Origin of the sequence: Luteolibacter yonseiensis (assembly GCF_016595465.1) — a bacterium.
Classification (GTDB): Bacteria; Verrucomicrobiota; Verrucomicrobiia; order Verrucomicrobiales; family Akkermansiaceae; genus Luteolibacter; species Luteolibacter yonseiensis.
This window is the reverse complement of sequence record NZ_JAENIK010000004.1, coordinates 924888-939070: the sequence shown is the minus strand read 5'-3', so window position 1 is coordinate 939070 and position 14183 is coordinate 924888. Positions and strand designations below refer to the sequence as shown.

Below are 14183 nucleotides of genomic sequence, written 5' to 3'. Positions count from 1 at the left end.
CCGGTTATGCTCCTCCTCTCTCCACGATCCTTTCCACCCTTTCCACCCTTCCCTCTCTCCTCCCCCCGCACAAAAAAAGAGCCCGGCTCCCTTTTACAGGAGCCGGGCATATACCTGGCGACGACCTACTCTCACAAGACCTATCGTCTCACTACCATCGGCGCTGCGGCGTTTCACTTCCGGGTTCGGAATGGGACCGGGTGGTTCCACCGCGCTCTGGTCACCAGAGGGCAATCCTGGAGCCAACTTCCATTGGCGCAAAACTGAATCTCTGACGATCTGAGCTATGTCTTTGTCGACGGTCAAGCGGGCTTCGTTCCCTTCGCCCGCTCCCTGACATCCACACGGAGTTTTCAATAATTCCAAAACCTGATTTCCTCAGGTCCATTCACGGTCTCTTGTCTTCACTAATTCAAAAATAGGAATCAAGCCAAACGGATGATTAGTACTTCTCGGCTGAATACGTTACCGCACTTACACCTGAAGCCTATCAACGTCGTAGTCTTCGACGATCCTTTGGGGAAAATTCATCTTGGGAGCAGCTTGGCGCTTAGATGCTTTCAGCGCTTATCTGTTCCATACTTAGCTACCCGGCCATGCCCTTGACAGGACAACCGGTGCACCAGAGGTATGTCAATTCCGGTCCTCTCGTACTAGGAACTGAACCCCTCAATTTTCCTGCGCCCACAGAGGATAGAGGACCGAACTGTCTCGCGACGTTCTGAACCCAGCTCGCGTGCCGCTTTAACCGGCGAACAGCCGGACCCTTGGGACCTTCTCCAGCCCCAGGATGCGACGAGCCGACATCGAGGTGCCAAACTTCATCGTCGATATGAACTCTTGGATGAAATCAGCCTGTTATCCCTAAGGTACCTTTTATCCGTTGAGCGACGGCAATTCCACATTCAACCGCCGGATCACTTAGGCCTACTTTCGTATCTGCTCGACTTGTGGGTCTCACAGTTAGGCGGGCTTATGCCTATGCACTCGACACACGGTTACCGACCGTGCTGAGCCCACCTTCGCGCTCCTCCGTTACTCTTTGGGAGGATACCGCCCCAGTAAAACTGACCGGCTGACAATGTCTCTCGCCCGGATTCACGGGTCGAGGTTAGATCTTCCAACACCCAAGGGTGGTATCTCACTGGCGACTCCGCCATCCCCTAAAGGATGGCTTCAAAGTCTCCCACTTATGCTGAGCATGAAAATCGAAAAACCAATGACAGCTTACAGTTAAGGTCTATAGGGTCTTTCCGTCCTTCTGCGGGTAGGCGGCATCTTCACCGCCATTACAATTTCACTGAGCACCTGGTTGAGACAGCGCCCAACTCGTTTCACGATTCGTGCAGGTCGGAACTTACCCGACAAGGAATTTCGCTACCTTAGGACCGTTATAGTTACGGCCGACATTCACGGGGACTTGGGTTCAAAGCTTCGCATTGCTGCTAACATCTTGCCTTAATCTTTCCGCATTGGTCACGTGTCACATCCTATACTTGGACTTGCGTCTTGGCAGAATGCTGTGTTTTTGCTAAACAGTCGGTTGGGCCATTTCACTGCGGCCTAGGTAAACCTAGGCACCCCTTCTCCCGAAGTTACGGGGCCAATTTGCCGAGTTCCTTAACCAGGGTTCACTCTTACGCCTTGGTATATTCTACCCACCCACCTGTGTCGGTTTACGGTACAGGTTCCTTAGCATACACCGGATCTTTTCTCGGCACCTTCTTTGGTAATGCGGATCGGCCGTAGCCTCACCTCGGAATTCAATCACCTAGTTACCTCCAAAAATGCGTCAATCCGGGTTAAGGGTCGGAAGTGCAGGAATATTAACCTGCTGTCCATCGGTTACGCCTGTCGGCCTCACCTTAGGTCCTGACTAACCCCGGGACGAAAATCGTAGCCCGGGAAACCTTGGGTTTACGGCGGACGGGGATCTCACCCGTCTTATCGTTACTCATGTCTGCATCCTCTCTTCTTGATACTCCACGGTCAGTCGCCATCGCGCTTCAATGCAATCAAGAATGCTCCTCTACCGCTCCCGTCCCCAGGGACGGAAGCCCAGAGCTTCGGTATAACGCTTATCGCCAATCATTTTCGGCGCGGAATCTCTCGATGAGTAAGCTATTACGCACTTTTTAAATGGTGGCTGCTTCTAAGCCAACATCCTCACTGTCTGTGAAATTCCACATCCTTTCCACTTAGCGTTATTTAGGCACCTTAGCTGCTGATCAGGGTTGTTTCCCTTTTGACGATGAAGCTTATCCCCCACCGTCTCACTGCCGCGTTCTGTTGAATGGTATTCGGAGTTTGATAGGGGTTGGTAGACGGGTATGCCCCCTAGCCCTTTCAGTGCTCTACCCCCATTCATAAACACGCGACGCTGCACCTCAATGCATTTCGAGGAGAACCAGCTATCACGGGGTTTGATTAGCCTTTCACTCCTACCCTCAGCTCATCAGAGAATTTTTCAACATTCACCTGTTCGGTCCTTCACGCAGTATCACCTGCGCTTCAACCTGGCCAAGGGTAGATCACCTCCGCTTCGGGTCTAGCACGTGCAACTAAGGTCGCCCTGTTCGGACTCGCTTTCGCTTCGCCTCCGTCCCCTAAGGACTTAGGCTCGCCACACATACTAACTCGCAGACTCATTAAGCAAAAGGCACGCCATCATCCCCGAAGGGACTCTGACACCTTGTAGGCACACGGTTTCAGGTTCTATTTCACTCCGCTCACAGCGGTTCTTTTCACCTTTCCCTCACGGTACTTGTTCACTATCGGTCGCTAACTAGTATTTAGCCTTATGCCGTGGTCGGCACAGATTCATACGGCGTTTCACGTGTGCCGTATTACTCAGGAACTCCCTAAGGCCTCGTTGGATTTCGGTTACGGGGGTATCACCCTCTGTGCCGGAACTTTCCAGTTCCTTCACCTATCCATTGAGGTCCCATGACGGGGTCCTACAACCCCGGGAGCAAGCTCCCGGTTTGGGCTGATCCGCTTTCGCTCGCCACTACTGACGGAATCGATTCTCTTTCTTTTCCTCCGGTTACTGAGATGTTTCACTTCACCGGGTATCGCGTCTTCTTTCTTAACTTCCCATATGATCCTAAGATCGGGCTTCGGAAAGAAACGATGGCTTATTAAAACCACCAGGTTACCCCATTCGGAAATCTCCGGATCAAAGCGTATTTGCCGCTCCCCGAAGCTTATCGCAGCTTAACACGTCCTTCATCGCCTGTTAGCACCAAGGCATCCACTGTGTGCCCTTTAAAGCTTGATTCCTAATTGAAATCAGCCACGCGGACTTTTCCTTATCTTCCGATGAGGATAGTTTCCACGCTTTGCAGGTCTTTCGACCTGCCTACTGCCGGCATCTCTGCCGGCTTTGCCGTAAAAATTGATGTATTTGGGAATTAGAATATATTCAAGGACCGCTAAGAATGGCTCTTTATGAGTCATCAATATTTATTGCAGTCTTGAAATTATTTGTTTCTCCATGTGGATGTCAAAGAGCGGACTCGTTTTTTCAGTATGGAACTTCAATCTCTTCGGTAATGGAATGGTGGGCCTGATAGGACTCGAACCTATGACCCCCGCCTTATCAAGGCGGTGCTCTAACCAACTGAGCTACAGGCCCATTTGGATTCCACAAAGCGTTCCCTCCGTTGCCGGAGTCCGAGGCGCTTCATGAAAGATGGTGGAGGTTAACGGATTCGAACCGTTGACATTCTGCTTGCAAAGCAGACGCTCTACCAACTGAGCTAAACCCCCTTTACCGAGGGTGCCCGTTTCACGGGGTGGTGTTGAAGTGAGGAGAAAAGATTAAATTGTGCACTGCGTAACCTATCAATAAATACACAGTTGCGTGGTTTTTTGGTTTGGAACATCCTGCGATGTTCCGGTTTTAAGTGTTTCAGGTGTCTAACTTGCGTTTTGACAACCCCATCCCCCGTTGCCGGGAGCGGGGTCTCGACCTTTCACAGGGACCGTGAGAACGGTTTGTGAATTTCTCCGTAGAAAGGAGGTGATCCAGCCGCAGGTTCCCCTACGGCTACCTTGTTACGACTTCATCCCAGTTACCAGCTACACCTTAGGACCCTACCCCCTTGCGGTTGGTACGGGCACTTCGGGTGCGACCGGCTTCCATGATGTGACGGGCGGTGTGTACAAGACCCGGGAACGTATTCACGCCGTCGTAGATGATACGGCATTACTAGCGATTCCAACTTCATGGAGGCGAGTTGCAGCCTCCAATCCGAACTGAGCCCAGTTTTGCAGATTTCCTCCACCTCGCGGTCTCGGTTCTCATTGTGCTGGGCATTGTAGTACGTGTGCAGCCCAAGGCGTAAGGGCCATACTGACCTGACGTCGTCCCCACCTTCCTCCCAGTTGATCTGGGCAGTCTGACTAGAGTTCCCACCTTCACGTGCTGGCAACTAATCACAAGGGTTGCGCTCGTTGCGGGACTTAACCCAACATCTCACGACACGAGCTGACGACGGCCATGCAGCACCTGTGCAAATTCCCCGAAGGGTCACGCGCTTTCACGCGCTTAGAGATGCATGTCAAGCCTTGGTAAGGTTCTTCGCGTTGCATCGAATTAAGCCACATACTCCACCGCTTGTGCGGGTCCCCGTCAATTTCTTTGAGTTTTAGTCTTGCGACCGTACTTCCCAGGCGGCACGCTTAACGCGTTAGCTCCGGCACAAGGGGGGTCGATTCCCCTCACACCAAGCGTGCACCGTTTACTGCTAGGACTACAGGGGTATCTAATCCCTTTCGCTACCCTAGCCTTCGAGCCTCAGCGTCAGGAATTGTCCAGTAGCTCGCTTTCGCCACGAGTGTTCCTCTTGATCTCCACGCATTTCACTGCTACACCAAGAATTCCAGCTACCTCTCCAATCCTCAAGCACGGCAGTATCGGATGCAGTTCCGGGGTTGAGCCCCGGGATTTCACATCTGACTTACCGCGCCGCCTACGCTCCCTTTACGCCCAGTGATTCCGAACAACGCTCGGGACCTTCGTATTACCGCGGCTGCTGGCACGAAGTTAGCCGTCCCTTCCTCTTCTGGTACTATCAATCATGTCCGCTATTAACAGCCATGCCTTACTCCCAGATGACAGGAGTTTACAATCCGAAGACCGTCATCCTCCACGCGGCGTTGCACCATCAGGGTTGCCCCCATTGTGAATTATTCTCGACTGCTGCCACCCGTAGGTGTCTGGACCGTGTCTCAGTTCCAGTGTGCCTGATCGTCCTCTCAGACCAGGTACCCGTCGTAGCCTTGGTGAGCCGTTACCTCGCCAACAAGCTGATAGGGTGCGAACCAATCCTTCAGCGACAGCCTTGCGGCCACCTTTAATCTTGCGATACCATGGGGTATTAATCCAAGTTTCCCTGGGCTATTCCCCACTGAAGGGCATGTAATTCACATGTTACTCACCCGTGCGCCACTAAACCAGAATTGTATTACTACTCAACTGATCCCGTGCGACTTGCATGTCTTAAACACGCCGCCAGCGTTCGTTCTGAGCCAGAATCAAACTCTCCGTAAAAATGATCTGATCTTTCAGATGCCGTCGCCGGCACCCGCGATTCAAATCGGGGTTGTTGACTTCAAGAGCCAACTTCCGCGCACTGTTTCGATATTGAAACCAGATGCGCAGCGCACAATTTAATCTTTTTCCTCTTCCCAGCGATATCATAGTCTGCTTACGACCGCCTTGCTTGAAGCGTCGGAATCCTTCGCAGGACTTGAATCCTTCGCAGGATCCACCGGTTCACTTTCTCACTTGGCACGATTACCGCTGAGCCATACTGTCAAAGAGCTTGTTTCGAGGGGACTAAAAAGCCGATCGGGTGGTTTGCACCGCGATCGACCGTCTGTCTCTCGGTCGCCCTCCGTCGTGGCGACGGGGAGACCCTAGATTGACCGGCCGCCCCCGGTCAATCCATTTCGTGATACTTTTTGGAGATTTTTTGGCCAAATCATCTAACCCTTTTAAAATGAATTACTCATTTTTGAAATATCCAATTCAACTTTGCCAAGGCTTCCCCAATTTTTGAAATTCGACGGCTTTTAACCGCCCGTGATCCACCCAAAATGAACGGAGATCAGGGCATTCCCTACAACCTCCAGCACTTGGATAGGTTTCACCTTGGAAAATTCGATTTTTGCATGAGGATGAAGCCGATGCCAAACCTCGTCCGTGTAGAGCCCGTGGCCCTCTTGCCTACCCAAGCCGGCTGCGCTGTCTTCCTGGGAGATGGCACCAAAACCATCGTGTTCTACATTGATCCAGGCGTCGGGGCCTCCATCAATGCCTCGCTGAGCGGCCAAGTCCCGCAACGCCCCCTAACCCACGATCTCTACATGCTCACCCTTCAGGCGTTTGGCGGGAAAGTCTCCCGGGCGGTGATCGTGCGGATGGAAAACGATGTCTACTACGCACGGCTGATCCTCGAGGCGGAGAATGAGATCATGGAGCGAAAGATTGTGGAGATCGACGCGCGGCCATCAGACTGCCTCGCAATCACGGCACGCAGCGGCGCCCCTTTCTTCGTCGTGCGGGAACTTTGGGAACGACTGGAGGACATGTCCGCGGTTCTCCGGGACATGCGGGACAACGGGAATGGCGAGGATGCCGCCGCTGACGGTTCCGACCCTTTGTGAAATTTTCGGGAATCCCGCTTGCGGCGGGATTCTGCGGTTTTAGGATTCCGGCCGATCATGAGCATTTCCGCCCCTTCATTGCCCGCGTACTTCCACGAGGAAATCCTGTTGCACCCGGAAAACCGCGTTTTTCCCAAGTTCGACCTCGTCCGCCTCCTCGGCACCGTCTTCGCGCCGACCGAAGGCTGCAGGGTGTGCATCCTGATCGATTTCGACGAACCACAGGATCTCATCAAGGACTTCTCCTTTCTCGAACATCCGGGCTTTCCCGTTCAGAAAAACGCCCATCGTCATTTCTACCAAGCGCTCAAGGATGGCGCCCTGGCGGAACTCGGCATGACCGGTGGTGAGATGTACGCCTACCGTTGCACCCACGGATCGAACCTGGATCTCGCCGACGACGTGTGGGATACCGCCGGGAATCATCTTTCGCTGGATGCCGATATTTATCCGAACCACGACATCATCCTCTGCATCTCCACCTTCTCCGCCACCGCCCCGCTCACCGCGAAGTGCAAGGAATACGGCTTCCGCGGAGCAACACTGCACGGGTTGAACGACATCATCCTCAATTCCGGCCTCTCGGTGGACTACCACGAGGTGTCCGCCGATTCCGAGCGCCTCCGCGCCGCCCTGACGAATGCGGACTCCATCGAGATCGACTTCGCGCTCGAAGATGGCCGCATCCTCACCGCATGGCTCGGACTTGACGGTCAGGACGCCCAGAAATCCCACGGCCTCTGCCTGGGAAAAACTCCCGACATCGCCAATCTGCCGGCCGGGGAGGTCTATTTCGTCCCCGCCGATGCCCGCGGCCAGTTTCCGATGAAATACGAAGACGGCACCCTCGGCGTGCTCGACGTGGAAAACCGCTGCATCATCCGCTCAACCCTCATCCAAGGGGACCAGGAGACCATCAATGCCCACAACGCCCGTCTCGCCGACGATCCCATGACCGGCACGCTCGGCGAACTCGGCTTCGGCACCCAGGTCCTGCCTGTATCCGGCGCGGACATCCAGGACGAGAAGGTGCTCGGCACCTGCCACCTCGCCACCGGTCGGGACGACCATTTGGGCGGCGACATCCTGCCCAACATGTTCAAAAAGCATGAGAATTCCACCCATGACGACATTCTCTTCGCTCCACACAAAACGCCGAATTTCAACATCAGCCAAGTCCGGATGAACCGTGGCGAACAACGGGAGATCCTGATCGAAAACTTCCGTCCGGCGCGATACCTCATCGATGCGCTTGCCGCCGATCGATAAAAGCCGGAAACTTCACGCTCTCCCTGGCGTATCCTAGCGCTTTCCGAGAAAAGCCATTTCACCCTCGCATCCTTCACCACATGAAAAACCTCATCGTCCCGCTAGCAGCAATTTATTGCACGGCAAATGCCTTCGCGGCAGAAGCACCTTCCGCACGTCCGTTGTTCAACGGCAAAGATCTGGCGGGCTGGTCCGGCAGCGGCTATGTGGTGGAAGACGGAGCCATCGTCTGCACGCCCGAGGGGAAAAACCTCGTGAGCGCGGAGACGTTCGCCAACTACATCCTGGAATTCGACTTCAAGCTGCCACCGGGCGGCAACAATGGCCTGGGCATCCACTACCCCGGCAGCGGTGACGGTGCCTACAGCGGGATGGAACTCCAGATCCTTGATAACTCGGATCCGAAATACAAGGATCTCAAGGACTATCAATTCCACGGCTCCCTCTACACCCTCGCTCCTGCGAAAAAATCCGGGCTCAAGCCCGTCGGCGAGTGGAACCACCAGAAGGTCACCGTCAGTGGTTCCGGCCTCACGGTGGAACTGAATGGCGAGATCATCCTCCGCACCAATCTCGACGACCTATCCGCCCGCAACCCGAAACATGAAGGCGTCAAGCGCCGTTCCGGCCACATCGCTCTCCTGGGCCATGGAGACAAGGTCGCCTTCAAGAATATCCAAATCGCCGAAACGGCACCCGCCGCCTACGTCGAGGGAGTTATGGCCGCCGGCTTCACGCGCCTGGCCAACGGGAAGAATCTCGATGGTTGGAAACATGGCAACAGCCCGGACTGGGTCGTGACGAACGGCATCATCAAGCACAATGGCAACAAGGATGCTCCCGACCTCTGGACTGAAAAGGAATATGCCGACTGCTCCATTGTTTTCGACTGGCGCTGGAGCGGTACCGGCCCGCTGATGCAACGGCCCATCCTTCTTCCAGACGGCACCGCCAAGCTCGACTCCCAAGGCAAGCCCGAAACCATCGAAGTCCAGGAGCTCGACAGCGGCATCTACCTCCGTGGAAGCACCAAGAGCCAGGTCAATCTCTGGAACTGGCCCGTCGGCTCCGGCGAGGTTTACGGTTACCGCACCGACGCTTCCGTCTCTCCGGAGGTCCGTGCCGGGGTCACCCCGAAGGTGAAGGCGGACCGCCCGCTTGGCGAATGGAACCGCACCATGGTCACCATCAAGGGCGACCGGCTCACCGTCTCGCTCAACGGCCGCGTCGTCATTGACAACGCCCAACTGCCCGGGGTGCCGGCGAAAGGATTTCTCGGCCTCCAACATCACGGCGGCGCCATCGACTTCGCAAACCTCTGGGTGAAAGAACTCTGATCGCGGGCATGAACTACGGCGAGGCGCTCGACTGGCTCTATTCCACCCAGATGTTCGGCATCAAGCTGGGATTGGACGGCACGCGCCATCTGCTGAAAGCGTCGCTTGCCTACCCCGCCCACGGCGTCACTGTCATTCATGTGGCGGGAACCAATGGCAAGGGCAGCACCTGCGCCATGATCGACAGCATCGCCCGCGCCTGTGGCCGGCGGTGCGGTCTTTTCACCTCGCCCCATCTCATTGATTTCCGCGAGCGCATCCGCGTGACCGGTCAGGAAATACCCGAGGAAGAGTGCGCCGCCATGCTCACCGAATTGCGCGCCCTCTGCGAGGGGATGGAAAACCACCCGACATTTTTTGAAATCACGCTGGTGCTGGCCATGCGCTGGTTCCGCCGGTGCGAGTGTGAAATGATCGTGCTCGAGACCGGCATGGGCGGGCGGCTTGACGCCACGACCGCGGTTCCCGCGGACATCGCGGTCATCACCCCCATCGGCCTGGACCACATGCAGTGGTTGGGAAACACGCTGGAGGAAATCGCCTTGGAAAAAGCTGGCATCATCGTTCCCGGCAAGCCCGTCATTTCCGCAATTCAGGAAAAGTCCGTCAGGCACGTGTTCGAAAAAGAAGCGAACGAACACCGCTCGCCGCTCGAATTCATCGAGGAACCCATGCTCGGCTACCCGATGGCTCTCGCAGGAGAGCACCAGAAATGGAATGCGGCGCTCGCCGTCGCCGCGCTCCACCGCGCGGGTGTTCCGCTCAGTTCCGACAGTGTCGGCTACGGCCTCCGCACGGTAAGCTGGCCCGGCCGCTTTGAAAGCGTCATTCCCGGTGTCATATTGGACGGAGCACACAATCCCCAATCCGCCGCCGTCCTCGCCGCGACCTGGCAAGAGCAGTTTCCCAACAAGAAGGCGGCCCTCATCTTCAGTGCCGTCGCAGGCAAGGACATAGGGCAAATACTCGATCGCCTCGTCCCCATCGCATCGCGCATCCTCCTCTGCCCGGTCGATACGCCCCGCGCGGTCACCCCTGCGGAACTCGCTGGTTTCCTGCCTGCGGACTCACCGCCGCACGAGATTTTCAATACCTTCGAATCCGCTTACGCCGCCGCCGGAACCCAGGAAAATCCGATCCTCGTCGCCGGCTCGCTCTTTCTCGTGGGCGAGGCGCGGGCGTTTCTGACGAACTGCGGTTTCCAAAGCAGCATGCAGTGATTCACTGCCAAGGCCGCCGGGCACGTTTCCGCCGGGTGGCTTTCATGGACACGAAACATTTCGTGAACGGCACCCGTTAGGGAGTCCGCGGGGGACTTTTTGTCCGCCGCTACCATGTACAAACGTAAAATCCACTAATTTCCGACACACGCATTTGAAGTATTTTCAAATGAAACATCACATGGTATTTACACCATTTGAAATGAAAACCCATCATTCAAAAACCCAAAAACCTCATTCCCATGGCTTTGCGCTGGTTGTCACGCTTTCGATGATGATCCTGCTCACCGTCATCGCCGTCGGCCTGCTTTCCATCGCCAGCGTTTCGCTGCGCACGTCTTCCCATGAAGACGCGGCATCCGCGGCACGGAACAATGCCCGGCTCTCGCTCATGCTCGCCATCGGCGCCCTGCAAAAGCAGATGGGCCCCGACACCCGCATCAGCGTGACAGCCGATCAACTAGCCACCAGTGGCAGTCCCGAAACACCGCTCGCGCCCGAGGGGCAGCGCCAGTGGACGGGCACTTACAAATCATGGCCGAAAGGCCTGCCTTCGGACGCACGACCCCAACCGGAATTCGGCCAGTGGCTGATTTCGGGAAATCCGAACGATCTCCAGGATAAAAACTATGCCCTCCTCTCCGCCAACGACGCCGTCGAAATTGTCACCACCAACACCGTGGGCCCGGGTGAGACCGTCACAGTCCCCAAGCTCACCCAAACATTCAAGAACGGCACCAAAAATGGCTTCGCCTGGTGGGTTGGCGACCAAGGCGTCAAAGCGCTGATCGCCCCCTCCAAAGTAGAGAGCAATACGGTTGCCGAAGTCCGCGCGGATCTCCAGGCAATGCCAACGTCGCACATCCAGTCCGCGAAAGTCGGCGCCTCCACCCCATTCTCGCAGGTCGAGGGAGACGACCCCAATTTCGCCCGCGTCCATTCATGGGAAAGCGCGGAACTGCTTGCAGGCCATGGAGAGTCCGCGGAGGTTGGCGGACTTTTCCACGATTTCACCACGCACAACCGCGGCCTCCTCACCAACGTCCGCGCCGGAGGGTTCCGCAAGGACCTGTCCATGGAACTGGAAAAGCCGACCAATCTCCAACCCAATCCCACCACCTCCGCACTTTACACGGTCGCCGGGGAACCCGGCATCAACATGCAGGAACTCTGGGCCTATTACAATCTCTCCTCCTCCGCCAACAATGGAGGAAAAGGTCTGAACTGGAGCTCCGGCAACACTCCCTACACCACCGGCGGGAGCATGCCGGCCAAAACCCCCTGTCTCACCCTCCTGGGGAGCGCCGCCGATGTCTCGGCCAGCGGCAACGACGACTTTTTTTATTACAAGCAACCTGTCGTCATCAATTACCAGCTGCTTCTCTCGTTGAAAACCGAGGGGAACAATATCAAGATTGTCGCCGACCCCATCGTCACCCTGTGGAATCCGCTGGATGTCCCCGTCGTGGTTCCCAACGGGATGTTTTTCTCGGTGAAATATTGGCAGGTCCCCTACAACCTCAAGATCAGGAAAGGGGCCACCACCTACCTCTGTCCCGTCACTCCCGGAACCGATTCCAACATCATGAGCCTTCAAATCGGTTCGGGAAGCCAGCGCGTGGTCTTCAAGCCAGGTGAGGTTGTCAGAATGTCCCAGTTCCAAGGCTCATCCGCAGCTCCCCATACCCTTATCGCCAAGGCCGGCTACAACTTCGGCTACGGGGTTTCATGGAATGCGACGGACGTCAATGACACCACCGCACGTACGCCGATCACCTTCGCCAGCGGCGAAGTGGTCAGATTTGAGGGGGCGGAACCAAACGATCTGACAGCGGGAGCTTCAGGCAAGGATGGCAAAGTCCGTTCGGGCAACGCCACCCACACCCGCCATTTCTCTCTCACCCATCACGAGTTCTATCTGGGCACGGATCGTTCGAAGTCCGGAAACTACGAGGACAGCATCGGCATCGGCGGCATTTATCTGGACTACGACTTCGGCAACAGACGCCTCAAGCCGACAGAGCCGGCCCGGGCGGAAAACGCCGGCGGCACGAAACTCACCGGCGAGCGCTACAACGCCCTGCAACGCAGCAATGTGTTCAGGTCATTTCCCACCGACGGCCGGACCATCACCACCAACAAGATGCCTGTCATGCTTTTCTCCTTTTCGGCGAAGACAGAATACGGAACCAAGCTATTTTCCGCACGCACGCTCTCACGCTTCAATCCGAAGGCCCTGCAGGTCGATTTTTACGATCTCGGAAACAGGGAGCGGGAGATATTGCCCTACGAATACAGCGTCGAACAAATCAGCAGTCTGAAGAACGACCGGCTCGACGGAACCCCGGAGGGACAGGCCTATTTCGGTGCCTCCATGACCAGTGATGACGGCAACGCCTTCGTCACGACCCACAGCGTGCCTCGGGAACCCATCGTCTCGCTGGCCGCCTTCCAGCATTCGTTCGCCAACGGCTTCACCGCTCAAAAGCCGAGATTGGGCTATTCCACCCTCAACGCCCGCGAACCACTTCTGCCACAGATCTCCCATGCGATCGGAAACTCCCTCGCCTGCCCCGTCATCGACAAGGACAAGACCGCGGGCACGGCAGCCGGAGGTCGTCCGCTGGCAGATCATTCCTACCTCGCGAACCAGGCTTTGTTCGACGATTGGTTCCTTTCCGGCATCTCCCCGCAACTGTCGTCCAGCTTCTCTCCCACGACCCGCCAGCAAAAAGTCGTGGCCACCCAGTTTTTCACGGATGCCCCGACGGGAAAACTTCCGGTGACCCGCTACATTCCGAACACCCGGGGCAAGGATCCCACGACCCTTGCCAACAGCTTCTTTTCCGGCTCGCGCCCGATCCCCACGACCGCCGCCGCAAATATCGGCAGCTATATCCAGGTGGAGGGGCTTTTCAATGTGAACTCCACATCAGTCGAAGCATGGAAGAGCCTGCTGGCAGGTCGCGGCGGCCGGAAGATGGTCACCCGCAGCGAGGCGGGATTGGAAACGATCCGGAACTCCGACTCCGCCGGAACTCCCGTGTCAGGCCTGTTCGGCCCCACCAATACCGGCCTTGAGGGAAGTCCGTCCTCGCTCAAGGACCCCACCCAATGGACCGGCTACCGTTCCCTTTCCGCCGATGAGATCGACTCGCTGGCGCGCGGGATCGTCAGGGAGGTCCGCAAGCGCGGCCCGTTCATCAGTCTGGCGGATTTCATCAACCGCCGCGTCGGCACCAATGAAGATCTCGCCCGCGCCGGCGCCATCCAGAACGCGCTGGATTCGGACGAGGTCACCGTGAACAGAGCCTTCAACACAGGCAGCCGCGCCAGCAACGGAGGAACCTACATGGACTTCAAAAACGCGGAAAAAGGCCCCAAATCCTATGGCATTCCGGGTGTCGTCAAACAGGCCGACATCCTCACCCCCATCGCTCCCATCCTTTCCGCCCGTTCGGACAGCTTCATCATCCGCGGTTATGGGGAAAAGACCGATGCCTCCGGAAAAATCCTCGCCCGCGCCTGGTGCGAGGCCGTCGTCGAGCGTGGGGCGGATTTCGTGGATCCCGTGGATGCCGCCGAGAAGGCCTACGACACCATCAACCAGACCAACATAAACTTCGGCCGCCAGTTCAAAATTGTATCTTTCCGCTGGCTCAATCCGTCCGAAGCGTAAGAA

General features: G+C 56.4%; 5 protein-coding genes, 2 tRNA genes and 3 rRNA genes. 5 read left to right on the top strand and 5 right to left on the bottom strand.

Going from position 1 to position 14183, the window contains the following annotated elements; genetic code table 11:
• Positions 1-112: 112 nt before the first annotated feature.
• The 5 genes from rrf to JIN84_RS05495 all read right to left on the bottom strand — a co-directional run bounded on the left by rrf (position 113) and on the right by JIN84_RS05495 (position 5557).
• Positions 113-228, bottom strand: a 5S ribosomal RNA gene (gene rrf, locus JIN84_RS05515).
• 193 nt (positions 229-421) lie between these two features.
• Positions 422-3280 (bottom strand): 23S ribosomal RNA (locus JIN84_RS05510).
• Positions 3281-3560: 280 nt separating this feature from the next.
• Positions 3561-3637: transfer RNA gene (locus JIN84_RS05505), tRNA-Ile, on the bottom strand.
• 58 nt (positions 3638-3695) lie between these two features.
• Positions 3696-3771: transfer RNA gene (locus tag JIN84_RS05500), tRNA-Ala, on the bottom strand.
• 246 nt (positions 3772-4017) lie between these two features.
• A 16S ribosomal RNA gene (locus tag JIN84_RS05495) occupies positions 4018-5557 on the bottom strand.
• The 16S, 23S and 5S rRNA genes sit together here with 2 tRNA genes alongside, the layout of an rRNA operon.
• A gap of 629 nt (positions 5558-6186) precedes the next feature.
• Here JIN84_RS05495 and JIN84_RS05490 point away from each other — a divergent pair.
• From JIN84_RS05490 to JIN84_RS05470, 5 genes are all read left to right on the top strand, one after another.
• The gene (locus tag JIN84_RS05490; RefSeq protein WP_200350004.1) at positions 6187-6675 is read left to right on the top strand and encodes a bifunctional nuclease family protein; all 489 of its coding nucleotides are present in this window, start codon (positions 6187-6189) and stop codon (positions 6673-6675) included.
• Positions 6676-6732: 57 nt separating this feature from the next.
• Complete coding sequence (locus JIN84_RS05485; protein WP_200350003.1) at positions 6733-7944, top strand: M29 family metallopeptidase; 1212 nt, start codon at positions 6733-6735, stop codon at positions 7942-7944.
• A gap of 80 nt (positions 7945-8024) precedes the next feature.
• A complete protein-coding gene (locus JIN84_RS05480) occupies positions 8025-9281 on the top strand; it encodes a 3-keto-disaccharide hydrolase (protein WP_200350002.1) in 1257 nt (418 codons plus the stop codon).
• Positions 9282-9289: 8 nt separating this feature from the next.
• Entirely contained in the window at positions 9290-10501 is a 1212-nt protein-coding gene (locus JIN84_RS05475; RefSeq protein ID WP_200350001.1) for a bifunctional folylpolyglutamate synthase/dihydrofolate synthase, read from the top strand.
• 202 nt (positions 10502-10703) lie between these two features.
• Complete coding sequence (locus tag JIN84_RS05470; protein ID WP_200350000.1) at positions 10704-14180, top strand: helix-hairpin-helix domain-containing protein; 3477 nt, start codon at positions 10704-10706, stop codon at positions 14178-14180.
• Positions 14181-14183: the final 3 nt, after the last annotated feature.

Coding starts and splice junctions, on each gene's coding strand:
- JIN84_RS05485 (WP_200350003.1), top strand. CDS start 6,733: ATGAGCATTTCCGCCCCTTCATTGCCCGCGTACTTCCACGAGGAAATC.
- JIN84_RS05475 (WP_200350001.1), top strand. CDS start 9,290: ATGAACTACGGCGAGGCGCTCGACTGGCTCTATTCCACCCAGATGTTC.
- JIN84_RS05470 (WP_200350000.1), top strand. CDS start 10,704: ATGAAAACCCATCATTCAAAAACCCAAAAACCTCATTCCCATGGCTTT.
- JIN84_RS05490 (WP_200350004.1), top strand. CDS start 6,187: ATGAAGCCGATGCCAAACCTCGTCCGTGTAGAGCCCGTGGCCCTCTTG.
- JIN84_RS05480 (WP_200350002.1), top strand. CDS start 8,025: ATGAAAAACCTCATCGTCCCGCTAGCAGCAATTTATTGCACGGCAAAT.